At 37.1% G+C, this 14,571-nt stretch carries 13 protein-coding genes; 8 read left to right on the top strand and 5 right to left on the bottom strand.

What is annotated here, in order from left to right; translation table 11 throughout:
• Positions 1-55 precede the first annotated feature (55 nt).
• From gldD to mutY, 4 genes are all read right to left on the bottom strand, one after another.
• A complete protein-coding gene (gene gldD / locus BST93_RS02115) occupies positions 56-619 on the bottom strand; it encodes a gliding motility lipoprotein GldD (RefSeq protein ID WP_060523554.1) in 564 nt (187 codons plus the stop codon).
• The gene (locus BST93_RS02120) at positions 604-1,908 is read right to left on the bottom strand and encodes a gliding motility-associated protein GldE (protein ID WP_105017908.1); all 1,305 of its coding nucleotides are present in this window, start codon (positions 1,906-1,908) and stop codon (positions 604-606) included. The genes gldD and BST93_RS02120 overlap by 16 nt, the downstream gene beginning before the upstream one ends.
• Positions 1,909-1,924: 16 nt before the next feature.
• Positions 1,925-2,386: a single-stranded DNA-binding protein gene (locus tag BST93_RS02125; RefSeq protein ID WP_042276922.1), complete on the bottom strand. Its 462-nt coding sequence runs from the start codon at positions 2,384-2,386 to the stop codon at positions 1,925-1,927.
• A 68-nt stretch (positions 2,387-2,454) separates the two neighbouring features.
• Complete coding sequence (gene mutY / locus BST93_RS02130) at positions 2,455-3,501, bottom strand: A/G-specific adenine glycosylase (RefSeq protein ID WP_105017909.1); 1,047 nt, start codon at positions 3,499-3,501, stop codon at positions 2,455-2,457.
• Positions 3,502-3,635: 134 nt separating this feature from the next.
• On the opposite strand from mutY, the gene BST93_RS02135 reads away from it, so the two are divergent.
• The gene (locus BST93_RS02135; protein ID WP_042276927.1) at positions 3,636-3,926 is read left to right on the top strand and encodes an HU family DNA-binding protein; all 291 of its coding nucleotides are present in this window, start codon (positions 3,636-3,638) and stop codon (positions 3,924-3,926) included.
• A 265-nt stretch (positions 3,927-4,191) separates the two neighbouring features.
• Positions 4,192-5,730 carry an Rne/Rng family ribonuclease gene (locus BST93_RS02140; protein WP_105017910.1) on the top strand — a complete coding sequence of 513 codons (1,539 nt, stop codon included), beginning with the start codon at positions 4,192-4,194 and terminating at the stop codon, positions 5,728-5,730.
• Between the two features lie 56 nt (positions 5,731-5,786).
• Here the strand turns inward: BST93_RS02140 and BST93_RS02145 are convergent, their stop codons facing one another.
• Positions 5,787-6,869: an isoaspartyl peptidase/L-asparaginase family protein gene (locus tag BST93_RS02145; RefSeq protein ID WP_105017911.1), complete on the bottom strand. Its 1,083-nt coding sequence runs from the start codon at positions 6,867-6,869 to the stop codon at positions 5,787-5,789.
• A 61-nt stretch (positions 6,870-6,930) separates the two neighbouring features.
• Here BST93_RS02145 and BST93_RS02150 point away from each other — a divergent pair, with 61 nt between their 5' ends.
• From BST93_RS02150 to BST93_RS02175, 6 genes are all read left to right on the top strand, one after another.
• Positions 6,931-7,491, top strand: coding sequence for a CvpA family protein (locus BST93_RS02150; protein ID WP_105017912.1), 561 nt, complete (start codon positions 6,931-6,933; stop codon positions 7,489-7,491).
• 81 nt (positions 7,492-7,572) lie between these two features.
• Positions 7,573-8,460, top strand: coding sequence for a nicotinic acid mononucleotide adenyltransferase (locus BST93_RS02155; protein ID WP_105017913.1), 888 nt, complete (start codon positions 7,573-7,575; stop codon positions 8,458-8,460).
• A 136-nt stretch (positions 8,461-8,596) separates the two neighbouring features.
• Complete coding sequence (gene leuS / locus BST93_RS02160) at positions 8,597-11,452, top strand: leucine--tRNA ligase (protein WP_105017914.1); 2,856 nt, start codon at positions 8,597-8,599, stop codon at positions 11,450-11,452.
• Positions 11,453-11,544: 92 nt separating this feature from the next.
• On the top strand, positions 11,545-13,008 hold the full coding sequence (locus BST93_RS02165; protein ID WP_258150465.1) for a lipopolysaccharide biosynthesis protein: 1,464 nt from the start codon (positions 11,545-11,547) through the stop codon (positions 13,006-13,008).
• Entirely contained in the window at positions 12,998-13,432 is a 435-nt protein-coding gene (dut, locus tag BST93_RS02170) for a dUTP diphosphatase (RefSeq protein WP_105017915.1), read from the top strand. The genes BST93_RS02165 and dut overlap by 11 nt, the downstream gene beginning before the upstream one ends.
• 116 nt (positions 13,433-13,548) lie before the next feature.
• Positions 13,549-14,565 carry a sugar phosphate nucleotidyltransferase gene (locus BST93_RS02175; RefSeq protein ID WP_105017916.1) on the top strand — a complete coding sequence of 339 codons (1,017 nt, stop codon included), beginning with the start codon at positions 13,549-13,551 and terminating at the stop codon, positions 14,563-14,565.
• Positions 14,566-14,571: the final 6 nt, after the last annotated feature.

Here is a 14,571-nt window from a genome sequence, read left to right on the forward strand (position 1 = left end):
AGAAGGTTTTGATTAAACTAACTGTTTAAAGATAAACATATTACGATTTGTTAGACTACTTCCATTGCAAGGTTTCCAGTAGATTGATCATATCTTTTTTGACATAATCAACTGCAGGAAGAATACTATCGTAGTTGGGTCTTGTGTCAAAATACAGACTAGCGGTCAAAAAATGGTTGGTACTATCAGTGACGTAAAATTGTGCATTACTCGCAGCGTTACCTTCTACTTCATACATCATTCCATAGACTTTAGATTTCTCATTCATAAATGGATAATCCTTTATTACATCGGCTTTTATATTATGCTTATAAGATAGTTTTTGGCCGTCAATTAGCAGTTGAGTTAAATTATCATCTACCTTATTGTAGGTTAGGTAAACAGTAGCGTCCATGTAGGGGTATTCGATTTTCATCGAGCAATCATTCTTGCTCAATACTCTAGCATACTCGTTGAGTTCAAAAACAAAAGGGCAGTAATCAGTGGTAGTGGTACCGTATGTCGCATCGGGATACTGTAGCGCTAGACTTGCGCTAGGTTTGGGTAATACATCTTCATCACCACAGCTGGTTAAAATCAAGAAGCAAGAAATTAAAATCAGTTTTATGGTAGTGTGCATTTGATTTGTTTGATTCGTTTATTGTCCATCGCTTCTACTAAAAACGTGAATCCTTTGAACTTTATTTTATCTAATTTACGAGGGAAATTACCTGTTTGTTCCAATAAAAAACCTGCTAAAGTCTCTGATTCTCCACGTGCACTCTCATATTGCTCTATTACTTCTTCATCGAGGTCTACGACTCGGTAAAAGTCTTTCAGAGAAGTTTTACCTTCAAATACATAGTTTTTCTCATCTAGTTGTGAATAGACCAGATCTTCTTCGTCAAATTCATCACTTATATCACCTACAATCTCTTCTATTATATCCTCAAGTGAGATTAGGCCACTAGTACCACCATATTCATCCACCACTATAGCTAGATGCTTTTTTTGAACCTGAAATTCTTGAAGTAAGTCATCAAGTTTTTTGTTTTCAGGAACAAAATAGGCTTCTCTCAATAACTTTGTCCAATCGTAGTTTTTGCGATCTACATAAGGTAATAGATCTTTTACATACAATACGCCTGTGATTTGATCAATGCTTTCTTTGTAAACAGGGATTCTTGAATAGCCGTTATCTACGACAAGAGTAATAACTTCTCTAAACGGTAGTGACTCATCTAGAGCAAAAACATCTGTGCGATTGCGCATTACGTTTTTCGTGTCGGTATTACCAAAGTTTACAATTCCTTGTAGTAATTGTTGTTCCTCATCGGTAGTGTCGTTTTCATCGGTAAGTTCTAAGGCCTGAGATAACTGTGATACCGTTAAATTACTTTTTTTACTACCTAAGTTGTCTTGTATTTTCAAGGTTATGAATCTCATGGGTAAGCTCAAAAAACTGAATAATACATCGAGAACTTTTAATGGAACCGCCATAAAATTTGAAAACCCTATTGGGTTACGATTTGCATATACTTTTGGAAATATTTCTCCAAAGAGCAATATTAAAAAGGTAGCAAACAATACCTCTAGGGCAAACCTTATCCAGCTAGTTTCTATATCTGCAAACCACTGCTCTCCTAACAAGCTAAAAATTAAAACCGATGTAATATTGATTGCATTATTAGCAATAAGTATGGTTGCTAGTAACTTTTTTGGTCTTTCAAGTAGCTTACTTACGACATTTTGTTTGGTAAATGCTTCATTTGGTTCTTCTAGTTCGCTAGAAGTAAGGGAGAAAAAAGCTACCTCGGCACCACTAATTAAAGCACTACAAATTAAAAGTAATAAATAGATTACTAGGTAGAGCGCTTGCTCACCTTGCGTTACTAATAATAAGGGTAAATGTTCAGGATCAGGATCCACTAATCAATAGATTTAGTTAGAATGGTAGGTCATCAACCTCTTCATCACTACCTTCTGGTGGTACTACTGGAGCTTGATAACGCTGTGTATTAGACTGTTGTTGGGTTGCTTGCTGTTGTGGTCCCGTGTTTGAATTCTCATTTTTAGGAGTTAAAAATGTAAACTCTTGTACCTGGATTTCGGTCGTGTACCGCTGTTGACCGTCTTCACCAGTCCATTGTCTATTTTTAATGCGTCCTTCAATGTATACTTTATCGCCTTTACGCAAGTATTTTTCACAAACCTCAGCTGCTTTATTACGAACCACACAATTGTGCCATTCAGTATTAGAAACACGCTCACCAGTGGTGCGATTTACATATTCTTCATTTGTTGCTAGAGGAAACCTTCCTATACAGCCACCACCTTCAAAATGCTTCATTTTCACATCATCACCTGTGTGACCTATAAGTATTACTTTGTTTACCGTACCTGCCATAGTTTGTGTTTGAATTATCTTTTAAAGATATAAAATCCTTTATAATAAATAGAATACAAAGGTAATTCTTAATGTTTGTAATCTCGCCAATATTCATTCATGAAACGTTCCATTAATACATGAACTGGCTTTTTAAAAGCGTCTTTAATAGGTGACAGTCCTTCCATGTAATCTTCTAGTTCTATAATCCAAAAAGTCGCATGTATTTTACGATGTGATAATTTGTGAATAATAGGTTGTTGATTGTATACGCTTTCGCGAAAGCGTAACTCGCCTATAAGATCTTTAAACTCTATAGAATCTTTAATTTCAGACACCATCGCCGCTCCTGGAGTCTCAACAAGAGGAAATTCATAAAGACCTTTCCAAATTCCTGATTCATCACGTTGTTGCAACAAAGTTTTTTGGTCTGGAGAAATAATTACAAGGTAATTATGGAACAAATTTTTGACCTTGGTTTTTCTAGGCTTAACCGGTAACTCATCAATTAAACCCTTTTCGTGGGCAACGCAATCATTTTTAAATACACACGAAGCGCAATTTGGATTTTTTGGAATGCATTGTAGGGCTCCAAACTCCATCATCGCTTGATTAAAGATGTCCGGCTGCTCTTTATCCATAAGTTGTGCAGCAAGATGAGTAAACTCTTTTACGGCTGCTGGCGTATTTATAGGCGTATTGATATGAAAAATTCTGGAAAGCACTCGATACACGTTACCATCTACCACGGGAACAGCTTCCTTGTTAGAAAAGCTCGCAATGGCAGCAGCCGTATAAGTGCCTACACCTTTAAGTTTAAGCAAATCTTTGTATTGGGTAGGGAATTTACCTAGTTCTACTACTTGCTGTGCGGCTTTATGTAAATTACGTGCTCTAGAATAATATCCTAATCCTTGCCATAATTTAAGAACGTCGTCCAGCGGTGCAGCAGCAAGCATTTCAACTTTGGGGTAGGTTTCAACAAACTTGTTGTAGTAAGGAAGGCCTTGTGCTACACGAGTTTGTTGGAGAATTACCTCACTCAACCATATGTAATAAGGATTAGTAGTATGACGCCAAGGTAGATCTCTTTTGTTAACTAAATACCAATCAATGAGTTGGCTCGAAAAGTTCATATTTTCTTTATAATTATAGAGTGGAAAGATATATCTATTTAAAATTTAATTAATTAGAGATTTTAATTAGTTTAATTAGAGTATATTTGCGCCCTGTTTAATGTAACCCTAAATAATTAAAATAGAACTTAAAAATGACTAAAGCAGATATCGTATCTAAGATTTCAGATAAGTTGGGAATGGAGAAGACTGATGTTCAGGCAACTGTTGAGTCTTTTATGGAAGAGGTGAAAGGATCTCTGGAAACTGGAGAAAACGTATATTTACGCGGTTTTGGTAGCTTTATCGTAAAAACGAGAGCTGAAAAAACTGGTCGTAATATTTCTAAAAATACTACTATAAAAATACCAGCTCACAATATACCAGCTTTTAAACCAGCTAAAGTATTTGTAGAAGGTGTAAAAACAAAAGTTAAAGTAAAATAAACCAATAATATAAGAGATATGCCAAGCGGTAAGAAAAGAAAAAGACATAAGGTAGCTACGCACAAACGTAAAAAGCGTCGTCGCGCTAACCGTCACAAGAAGAAAAAGTAGTGTAGCACTACTTTTTCTTTTTTACGTTCATTGAAATAGGGTTGCAGTTGACAACTCGTTTGACTTTACAAGAAAAGTTCTTGTAATGTATTCTTTCATATCATCCTGTTGTAAAACATATCTATGGTTTTACAACTATTAAATAACAGGAAACATGGATAAAGAAATTATTATCCGTTCCGGTGCTACAAACGTGGATTACGCCTTGACCAAAAATGGTAGGCTTATTGAACTCCACAAAGATGAAGATGAAAACAAGTTTGCAGTAAGCGATGTTTTTATAGCAAAAGCACGTAAAGTACTGTCTGGTCTTAATGCCTCATTTGTTAATGTAGGTTATGAAAAAGATGGGTTTTTACACTATCATGATCTAGGACCTAAATACCGTACACAGTTAAAGTTTACCAAGCAAATTTTAAGCGGACGAAGAAAAAATTTTAAACTCAAGGACATCAAGTTAGAAAAGGAACTAGATAAAAGTGGTTCTATTGACGATGTTGTTGAATCTGGCCAGCCTATACTTGTACAGGTAGTTAAAGAACCTATCTCTACAAAGGGCCCGCGATTGAGTGCAGAAATCTCACTGCCAGGTAGGTATGTTGTACTCGTTCCATTCTCTGATCGTATATCTATTTCCCAAAAAATAGAAGATAGAGAAGAAAAAAGCCGTCTTAAAAGACTTGTTAAAAGCATTAAACCTGAAGGTTTTGGCGTTATAGTACGCACGGTAGCCACAGGAAAATTAGTAGCAGACCTGGATCAGGATCTACAAAATTTAATGGAAAAATGGGACCGCATGTGTAGTAAATTGCACAAGGCTTCCTTTCCTACTAAAGTATTGACTGAACAAAGTCGTACTCACTCTCTTATGAGAGATGTGTTTAATGATACCTATACTTCAATCATTGTTGATGATAAAGAAGTGTGTGAAGAGATCAAAGAATATTTAAGTACAATAGCTCCACACAAACAGTCTATTGTAAAATATCACAATCCACGACTACCGATTTTTGAAAAATACGGTATCGAGAGACAAATTAAAACGTCGTTTGGAAAAACGGTTTCCATGAGTAAAGGTGCCTATTTAGTCATAGAGCACACTGAAGCCATGCACGTTATAGACGTTAATTCTGGTAATAGATCTAATAAAGCTGATAGTCAGGAAGACACCGCGCTTGAAACAAACCTAATAGCCGCTACAGAAATCGCTAGACAATTAAGATTGCGCGATATGGGTGGTATCATAGTAGTTGATTTTATTGATATGCGCGCTTCAGAAAACAGGAAAAAGCTGTATGAGCACCTGCGTGAAGAAATGTCGGATGACAGAGCAAAACATAAGATATTACCACCTAGTAAATTTGGTCTTATTCAAATCACAAGACAGCGTGTAAGACAAGAAGTTAAGATTAAAACTCGTGAAGAGAATCCTAACGGAAATGGTAATGAGATTCAAGCTCCTATAGTAATTGTACAACAAATTACTGAAAAACTAGAGCGCTTGTTTAAAGAAGGGAATAAAAACATCACCTTAAATGCTCATCCATTTATTGCTGCCTTTTTAACTAAAGGAGTGCCGTCAATACGTTCAAAGTGGTTCGTAAAACACAAAAAATGGGTAAAAATTTTACCCAGAGATGCTTATACTTATTTAGAGTATAAGTTTAAAGACAAAGATGGAAAAGTCTTATAAATATAATCCCGCTATTCAGTTGAGTAGCGGGATTTTTTTATGCAATTTTTAAAGCATTATTCCTTATACATTCCAATAACTAGATCTCCTTTATCGTTCATACTAGCACGATACATACCAGCTGTATTAAACTCCATAGAAACATTACCATATTTATCAAGAGATACGATTCCACCAGTTCCACCTAATGCAGTAAGCTTTTTCTGTATAACCTCTTCCGTAGCTTCTTCTAGTGTAAGTCCTTTGTACTCCATAAGTGCACTTATGTCATAAGCAACTTGACCACGTATAAAGTATTCACCGTGACCAGTGCTAGAAATACCACAAGTGTTATTATTTGCATACGTACCACTACCTATAATAGGAGAATCACCTATACGACCGTACTTCTTATTAGTCATACCACCTGTGCTTGTTCCGGCTGCGATATTTCCATTTTTATCTAATGCAACACAACCTACCGTTCCATATTTAGAATCTTGTATAAAAGGATCTTGAAAATTCATAGCTGTTCCATTATCTCCTTCTTCTGCCTCTTTTTCAAGTATACGTTGTAGGGATTGATAACGTCTTTCTGTGTAAAAATATTTATTGTCCACAATCTCTATGTTTGGATTTTGTTGCGCTTTCGCGAAAGCGTCACTACCGCTGCCACTCAATAATACATGTTCACTATCGGTCATGACCAATCGGGCTAATGAGATCGGGTTTTTCACTGTACTCACTCCAGCAATAGCTCCAGCATTTAAGGTTTTACCATCCATGAAGCTAGCGTCTAAAGAGTTAACTCCTTCATGAGTAAAAACAGCTCCTTTTCCTGCATTAAATAAAGGAGAATCTTCCATAATTCTTATACTAGCTTCAACAGCATCCATAGCGCTACCACCTTTGGCTAAAACGTCGTGTCCAGCTTTGATAGACTCGGTAAGCTTGTCGTTGTAAGCCTTTTCGAGTTCAGGAGTCATGTTTTCTTTTTTGATTGTTCCTGCACCACCGTGAATAACTATAGCGTATTCGCTTACTTGTTGATTGTTATTATCTGTGCTAATTGTAAGATCTTGATTAGGTGAGTTTTCTTCCTTTGGTTTACAGGAAGTAAATAGACAGAATACACAAATGAAAAGAGCAATAATTCTCATATATTAAAGTTTTGAGACTAAGATACTGCTTTTGCAGCATAACATTTTCTACCTTTAGCCCATGAATTGGTTAGACATTTTCATTTGTATTGTATTATTAGTCGGTCTGTGGAAAGGCTACATGAACGGACTTTTTATTGAAGTAGCCAGCCTAGTAGCTCTTATAGCTGCAATTTATGGTGCAATTTATTTCTCAAATTTTGCCGGTGACTGGTTGAGAGAACAGGTAAACTGGGACGAGGCATACATTACCATAGCCAGTTTTATCATCACTTTTGTGGTCATCATTTTTGTGATTACCTATATAGGTAAATTGTTTACCAAAATTGTGAAAACAGCACAACTCTCCTTCATAAATAAACTCGCTGGGGCCGCATTTGGATTACTCAAAATGGCCTTTTTGATAAGCGTTGTATTAATGTTTATCAATTCTGCCAGTGGTGAGTTTGACATTATTAGTAACGAGGTAAAAGAAGAATCGATAGTCTATGAACCTATTGAACCTATGGCACCTTATTTACTTCCTAAGATTCTAGAAGAAGCAGACCGTGTAGATCGTAATTTACGAGGCGATAGAATAGAGTCTCCTAGACCAGTCGATCAAGATTCATTGTCCCGATAATCTAAAACACTTAATAACAACAGATTACATTTTTGGCACAGTTTTCGAAAACGTTGTAGTAATAACTTTAATACAACGATTATGAGAACAATTACTACTTTTTTAGGAGCTATGTTGTTATTTGTTTTAACAACTAGTTGTGATGCAGACATTCAATTAGGAGATGGAGTAGTAGCACCTACTCTAGAACAAGTTGTAGAAGGTAAACAACTGTGGTACGTCGATTTAAATTATGTATACGATGATATTGATATACCATTTATTACACAGGCTTTTACCCTAAGTTTTGATTATGGAACCCTTATGGCCAATAATAACTTAGTTGGAGTGGGAAGTGCTGGCGCAGGTATGGGGATTTCTGTAGGATATTATGAAACATTTGAAAACACCTTGATTATACATCATGATATAGATGGTACTTATGAATTTGATGTTAGAGTAAAAGATTTTGACAGAATTCATCTTATCGATCCAGCTAGTGGTTCCCTTATACGATTACAAGGGTATCAAATAGGAAATTTTGATTATGATGCTCTGTTTTATGACAATATTCATTATTTCTTACAAGAGTATAGAGCTTGGGAAAAAACATTTACTAGCAATGCAGGTGTTATAAATGAATTTGATAGAGAAAATTTCTTGAGTTTTTTTCCTAGTTACGATGGCGATACTTTTTTAAGTTCAAAAGACGCTCGCGGTACATCTATACAGAATTTATTATGGGATTATGAAGGATCGTACCTGGTTGAAAATCAGAATAATGATCTGATTAATAAATATTTAACGCTCCATTATGAAAATATAGGCAATGAAATGTTCGATCTTTACGTTATCAATGATAGAACGATAGAACTCTATCATATTTCCTCAGGAACGACATACCGTTTTACAGGAAAAGGATACATTCAGATTAAAAATTCTTCCGGAAAATCTAGATTACTAGATGTAAAAAAGAAGAAGTCATTATAAAGATTATTGGTTGGTTGGAAGCCGCCTGTTTAGCAATCCTTGCTTACGGGCGGTTTTTTTATGCAATAAATACTAATCTATTCCTAGCCAGTGTGGTATAATCCCTATTTTTGCGGCATAAAATTCACTCCATAGCATGGTACATTACAAGCACATTGAGATTGAGAAAAAGTGGCAAGAATACTGGGCCCAAAACAAAACGTTTAAAGCCGTTAATCACAGTGACAAACCTAAATTCTATGCACTAGATATGTTTCCGTATCCTAGTGGTGCTGGGCTTCACGTAGGTCACCCATTAGGTTACATCGCTAGTGATATCGTTTCACGATACAAACGTCACACTGGTTTCAATGTACTACATCCTATGGGTTATGATAGCTTTGGTCTTCCTGCCGAGCAGTATGCCATACAGACTGGGCAGCATCCTGCAATCACGACTCGTGATAATATTGCTAGATACCGTGAGCAAATGGACCGTATCGGGTTTAGCTTTGACTGGGATCGTGAGGTAAAAACCAGTAATCCAGATTATTATAAATGGACTCAGGAGATATTTATATTGCTTTTTGATAGCTGGTATGATAAAGATGTAGATAAGGCAAAACCTATTAGTGAATTAGAATCTCGCTTTCGCGAAAGCGGAACAACCACTATCAACGCTGCTACTGATGAGGATTTACAAGAATTCACAGCAGATGAGTGGAACAGCTATACCAAAGAAGAACAAGAGAAAATCTTGCTAGATTATCGCCTTACTTACCTGGCAGATACTGAGGTGAACTGGTGTCCGGCGCTAGGAACTGTACTGGCAAATGATGAGATAGTAAACGGAGTAAGCGAACGTGGTGGACATCCAGTAGTGCGCAAGAAAATGCGCCAGTGGATGATGCGTATCAGTGCCTATGCAGAGCGTTTGTTAAACGACCTAGATGGATTAGACTGGAGCGATAGTATTAAAGAAATACAGCGCAACTGGATTGGGAAATCTGTTGGTGCTATGGTTAGTTTTAAACTAGACGAGCATAAAATTGATGTTTTCACAACGCGACCTGATACTATTTACGGTGTAACCTTTATGACGCTGGCTCCAGAACATGAGCTAGTGGATAGCATCACAACCGATGCTCAACGCGATGCCGTAGAAGCCTATAAAAAAGCCACCGCAGCACGATCAGAACGTGAACGTATGGCAGATGTAAAAACCATAAGTGGTGTATTTACTGGTGCTTATGCTACGCATCCATTAAGCGGTGATAAAATACCTGTGTGGATAGGTGATTATGTGCTTGCTGGATATGGTACTGGTGCTGTTATGGCAGTACCGTGCGGTGATGAGCGTGATCATGCCTTTGCTAATTATTTTGCCGGTCAAGAAGGAATGCCAGCGATTAAAAATATTTTTGAAGGTGTAGATATAAGTGAAGAAGCCTATACAGCCAAAGACAACACGCCTATTTGTAACAGTGATTTCCTTAATGGAATGAGCTATAAGCAAGCGATGGCTGCCGCTATTGAAAAATTAGAAGAAATAGGCGCTGGAAAAGGAAAAACAAATTATCGCTTGCGCGATGCAGTTTTCTCTAGACAGCGTTATTGGGGTGAACCATTCCCAGTGTATTATAAGAACGGGTTACCACAAATGATAGACCGTAAGCATTTACCACTAGAATTGCCAGAAGTAGATGAATATCTACCTACAGAAGATGGTGCGCCGCCTTTGGGACGTGCGACTACTTGGAGTTGGTGTACAATGGAAAACAAAGTGGTATCCAATGATGACGATCGCGATTGCGTGTACCCATTAGAATTGAACACCATGCCTGGTTGGGCTGGTAGCTCGTGGTATATGTTTAGATACATGGATGCGAGTAATGAGAATGAAATGTTCTCAAAAGAAGCACAAGAATATTGGGAAAACGTAGACTTGTACATAGGTGGTAGCGAGCACGCAACAGGTCATTTGTTATATAGTAGATTTTGGGTGAAAGTGTTGCACGATCTTGGAAAAGTAACGGTCAACGAACCTTTTAAAAAGTTGATTAATCAAGGGATGATACTGGGTGAGAGTGCTTTTGTTAAAGAACTTGAAGTTGAAGTAGAATCTGGAATTGAAAAAGTTTTTATCTCTCAAGGAGTAAACTTTGATGGTAAAGTCAAATCAGGTCGTAAACTTCACACAGATGTTTCTTTTGTAAACAACTCTAACGAATTGGATGTTAAATCATTTCAAACTTGGAGACAAGATGCGAGAGATAAAAAATTCATTCATAACGATGACGGTGTTTTCAAGGTCTCTCGTGAGGTTGAAAAAATGTCCAAGTCTAAGTTCAACGTAGTCAACCCAGACGACATTTGTGAACAGTACGGTGCAGATACGCTGCGTTTGTACGAGATGTTCCTCGGGCCGCTGGAGCAAGCAAAACCATGGAATACCGCTGGTATAACAGGAGTATATGGTTTCATTAAAAAGCTATGGAAACTATATCATAATGAAAACGGCTTCCATGTAAGTGATGAAAAAGCATCGCCAGAAAGCATGAAGACGCTTCATAAAACCATCAAAAAAGTTCGTGAGGATATCGAGAACTTCTCGTTTAATACGAGTGTGAGTAGTTTTATGATTGCCGTTAATGAGTTAACTGCTCAAAAATGCGATAGCCGCGAAGTTTTAGAACCGCTTGCGATATTGGTTTCACCTTATGCGCCTCACATCGCAGAAGAGTTATGGTCACTACTAGGTCATGAGGAAAGTATAGCCTACGTTGATTTCCCGGTTTTTGAAGAAAAGTACTTAGTAGAGAGCAGCAAGAAGTATCCTATCTCGTTCAATGGTAAAATGAAATTTACTTTAGAATTACCGGTTGATGCCAGTAAAGACGAGCTAGAAAAACTAGTGCTGGAAAATGACAAGGTTAGACAGCAGTTAGAAGGGAAGACAATTCGTAAAACGATTGTCGTACCTGGCAAGATTGTCAACTTTGTGGTAGGATAATTACATATATGAGCCGTAAATAGGTTTTAAAGTGTATCAGCTGGGCTGCTGAGAATTTTAAATGTACTTTTATAACTCATAAAACAACGTTTTTGAGCACAACACGTAAATTATTTCAGCAAACTGCCGTGTATGGAGTTGCTACCGTATTGCCTAGAGTGCTTACGGTATTACTTAATTTACTGTTGACAACCTTTATAGATACTAAACAAGATTTTGGTAATCTGTCCATCATCTTTTCATGGATCATCATTTTTAATGTTATACTTACCTATGGAATGGAAACCTCATTTTTTAGGTTTTATTCTCATTCAAAGAGTAAAAACAAGGTGCTTAGCACTTCGCTACTTGGGTTATTAGCTACTACAACATTGTTTACAGTTATTGCCTTTTTCAACCTTGATAATATTGAGTTGTGGTCGGGTAAAAACAGTGAATACTGGCGTTGGGTGATTGGCGTACTAGCCTTAGATACTTTGATGGTCATACCATTTGCGTATTTAAGAGCACAAGGTATGGCTAGAAAGTACGCCATCATTAAAATGATTGACGTGGTTATTTCATTCGTTCTAACCACTTTTTTCTTAGTTTTTTTATCAGATATTCCAGTAATTCAACAGTGGTTTCCAACTGATAAAGTGGAGTTATTTTTCATTGCCTTGTTTACTCCCAAAATATTTTTGTTGCTACTACTCATCAAACCTTATTTCCATATAGAAGGTTTTGATGTTACCATTTGGAAACAAATGATGAAGTACGGTACTCCTATTCTGGTGGCTGGACTAGCATTTGCGATTAATGAAACTTTTGATAAGCAACTAATTGAATGGTTAAGTCCAGGTAATAGTACTGCCCAAGCTGGGTTGTACACTGCCTGTTACAGACTAGCGGTGGGAATGACCTTATTTGCCACTGCTTTTAAGCTAGGTGTAGAGCCTTTCTTTTTTAGTGAATCAAAGGATAAAAATGCTCCGCAGTTATATGCTTCTATTACCAAGATGTTTGTGATTCTAGGAGCAATCGCATTGGTGTTTTATATCACATTGATCGATGTTGTTAAACTAGCAGTAATCGATAGTGATTATTACGAGGCTATTTTTATTGTTCCTTATGTGTTGGTTGCGTATTTCTTTTTTGGGATTTATCAATCCTTGTCTGTATGGTATAAGGTAACCGACAAAACAAAATACGGAGCAATAATATCGGTGTTTGGAGCTATTATCACAATAGCGGCTAATGTCTTACTAATTCCTAAAATTGGTTATCTAGCTAGTGCAATTACAACCTGTGTAGCCTATGGAGTAATGATGATTGTTTCCTATCTATGGAGTCGCAAACATTTTCCTATTCCTTATGATATCAAGAGTATTCTATTGTACTTGCTGCTATCAATAGGAGCTACGGTTGTAATCTTCTACCTTATAAGAGATTCATACGGCGCTGGTAGCTGGCAACAATACGTGTACGGTTTAAGCATTAGTTTGCTAGTGAGCGCTTTTATATTAGTTAGAGAAAAGAATTTTATACTTCAATTACTTAAGAAAAATGACAGTTAAAATCATCAATAAATCAAACCATGACCTGCCTCACTACGAGACATTAGGAAGTGCAGGAATGGATTTAAGAGCAAATCTTACAGAGTCAATCTGTTTAAAGCCACTAGAGCGTACCATTGTTAAAACAGGATTGTTTATAGAATTACCGGTTGGGTATGAAGCTCAAGTACGTCCACGTAGTGGTCTAGCTGCCAAAAAAGGAATCACTGTCTTAAACTCGCCTGGAACAGTTGACGCTGATTATCGTGGAGAAATTGGTGTTATTCTAGTTAATTTGTCCAATGAAGAATTTGTAATTGAGAACGGTGAACGAGTGGCACAATTAGTAATTGCAAAGCACGAGCGCGTTACCTGGAACGAGGTAGAAGTACTTTCTGATACTGATCGTGGTGCTGGCGGTTTTGGTAGCACTGGTGTAAAGTAAGGATTGTTGCTGTATGCTTTCGCGAAAGCGATACCTCAACCCAACTCTGTTTATTCTACTTAATAATTTTTACCTTAGCACATTAATCTAAAAATGCGCCCATCAGGGCTTTACATATGAAAATAATAGTACCTATGGCAGGTCGTGGTTCAAGACTACGTCCTCATTCACTAACTACGCCTAAACCATTAATACCAATTGCAAACAAACCTATAGTCAACCGATTGGTTACTGATATTGCTAGAATTTTAAAAGAACCCATCGAGGAAATTGCTTTTATTCTAGGTGATCCAGCATTCTTTGGTGATGACGTGGTGAACAACCTTGAAGAACTTGCGGAAAGTTTGGGTGCCAAGGCAAGTATCTACCGTCAGTTAAATCCGTTGGGAACTGGTCACGCCATTATGTGTGCCGAACCTAGTTTGTCTGGTCCAGCTGTAGTTGCCTATGCCGATACACTTATTAGAGCCGATTTTGACCTAGATCCAGCAGCCGATGCTGTTATCTGGACAAAACAAGTTGAACGACCAGAAGCCTATGGTGTTGTGAAACTTAATGAAAAAGATGAAATTGTTGAGTTGGTAGAAAAACCGCAGGAATTTGTAAGTGACCAGGCCGTTATCGGTATTTATTACTTCAAAGAAATTGGCGATCTTAAGAAAGAGCTTCAATTTGTGATTGATAATGAAATTATAAACGGTGGCGAGTACCAAATCAATGATGGAATCACGCGTTTAATGGCCGCAGGAAATGTTTTTAAGACAGGAACGGTAGACGAGTGGATGGATTGCGGTAATAAAAATGTTGCTATAGACACCAATAACAAGATCATGCAGTTTATGATTACCGATGGTAGTGATGAAATTAAGCAAGAACCTAAATTGAGTAATTCAACAATTATAGAGCCATGTGTCATTGATCCTAGCGTTGTGATCAAGGATAGTACGATTGGACCTAACGTGTCCATAGGAGCTCATACTATTATTGAAAACTGCACTATTAAAAATTCATTAATTCAGAAAAGCAGCAGTATTAAAAACGCTACCTTAGATGAAGCAATGATAGGTAATCACGTCAAGTATGACGGTGATTTTACAAAAATCAGTATAGGAGATTACACGATAATGGAATAATTGTTG

This window comes from Nonlabens tegetincola, assembly GCF_002954355.1.
Taxonomy (GTDB): domain Bacteria; phylum Bacteroidota; class Bacteroidia; order Flavobacteriales; family Flavobacteriaceae; genus Nonlabens; species Nonlabens tegetincola.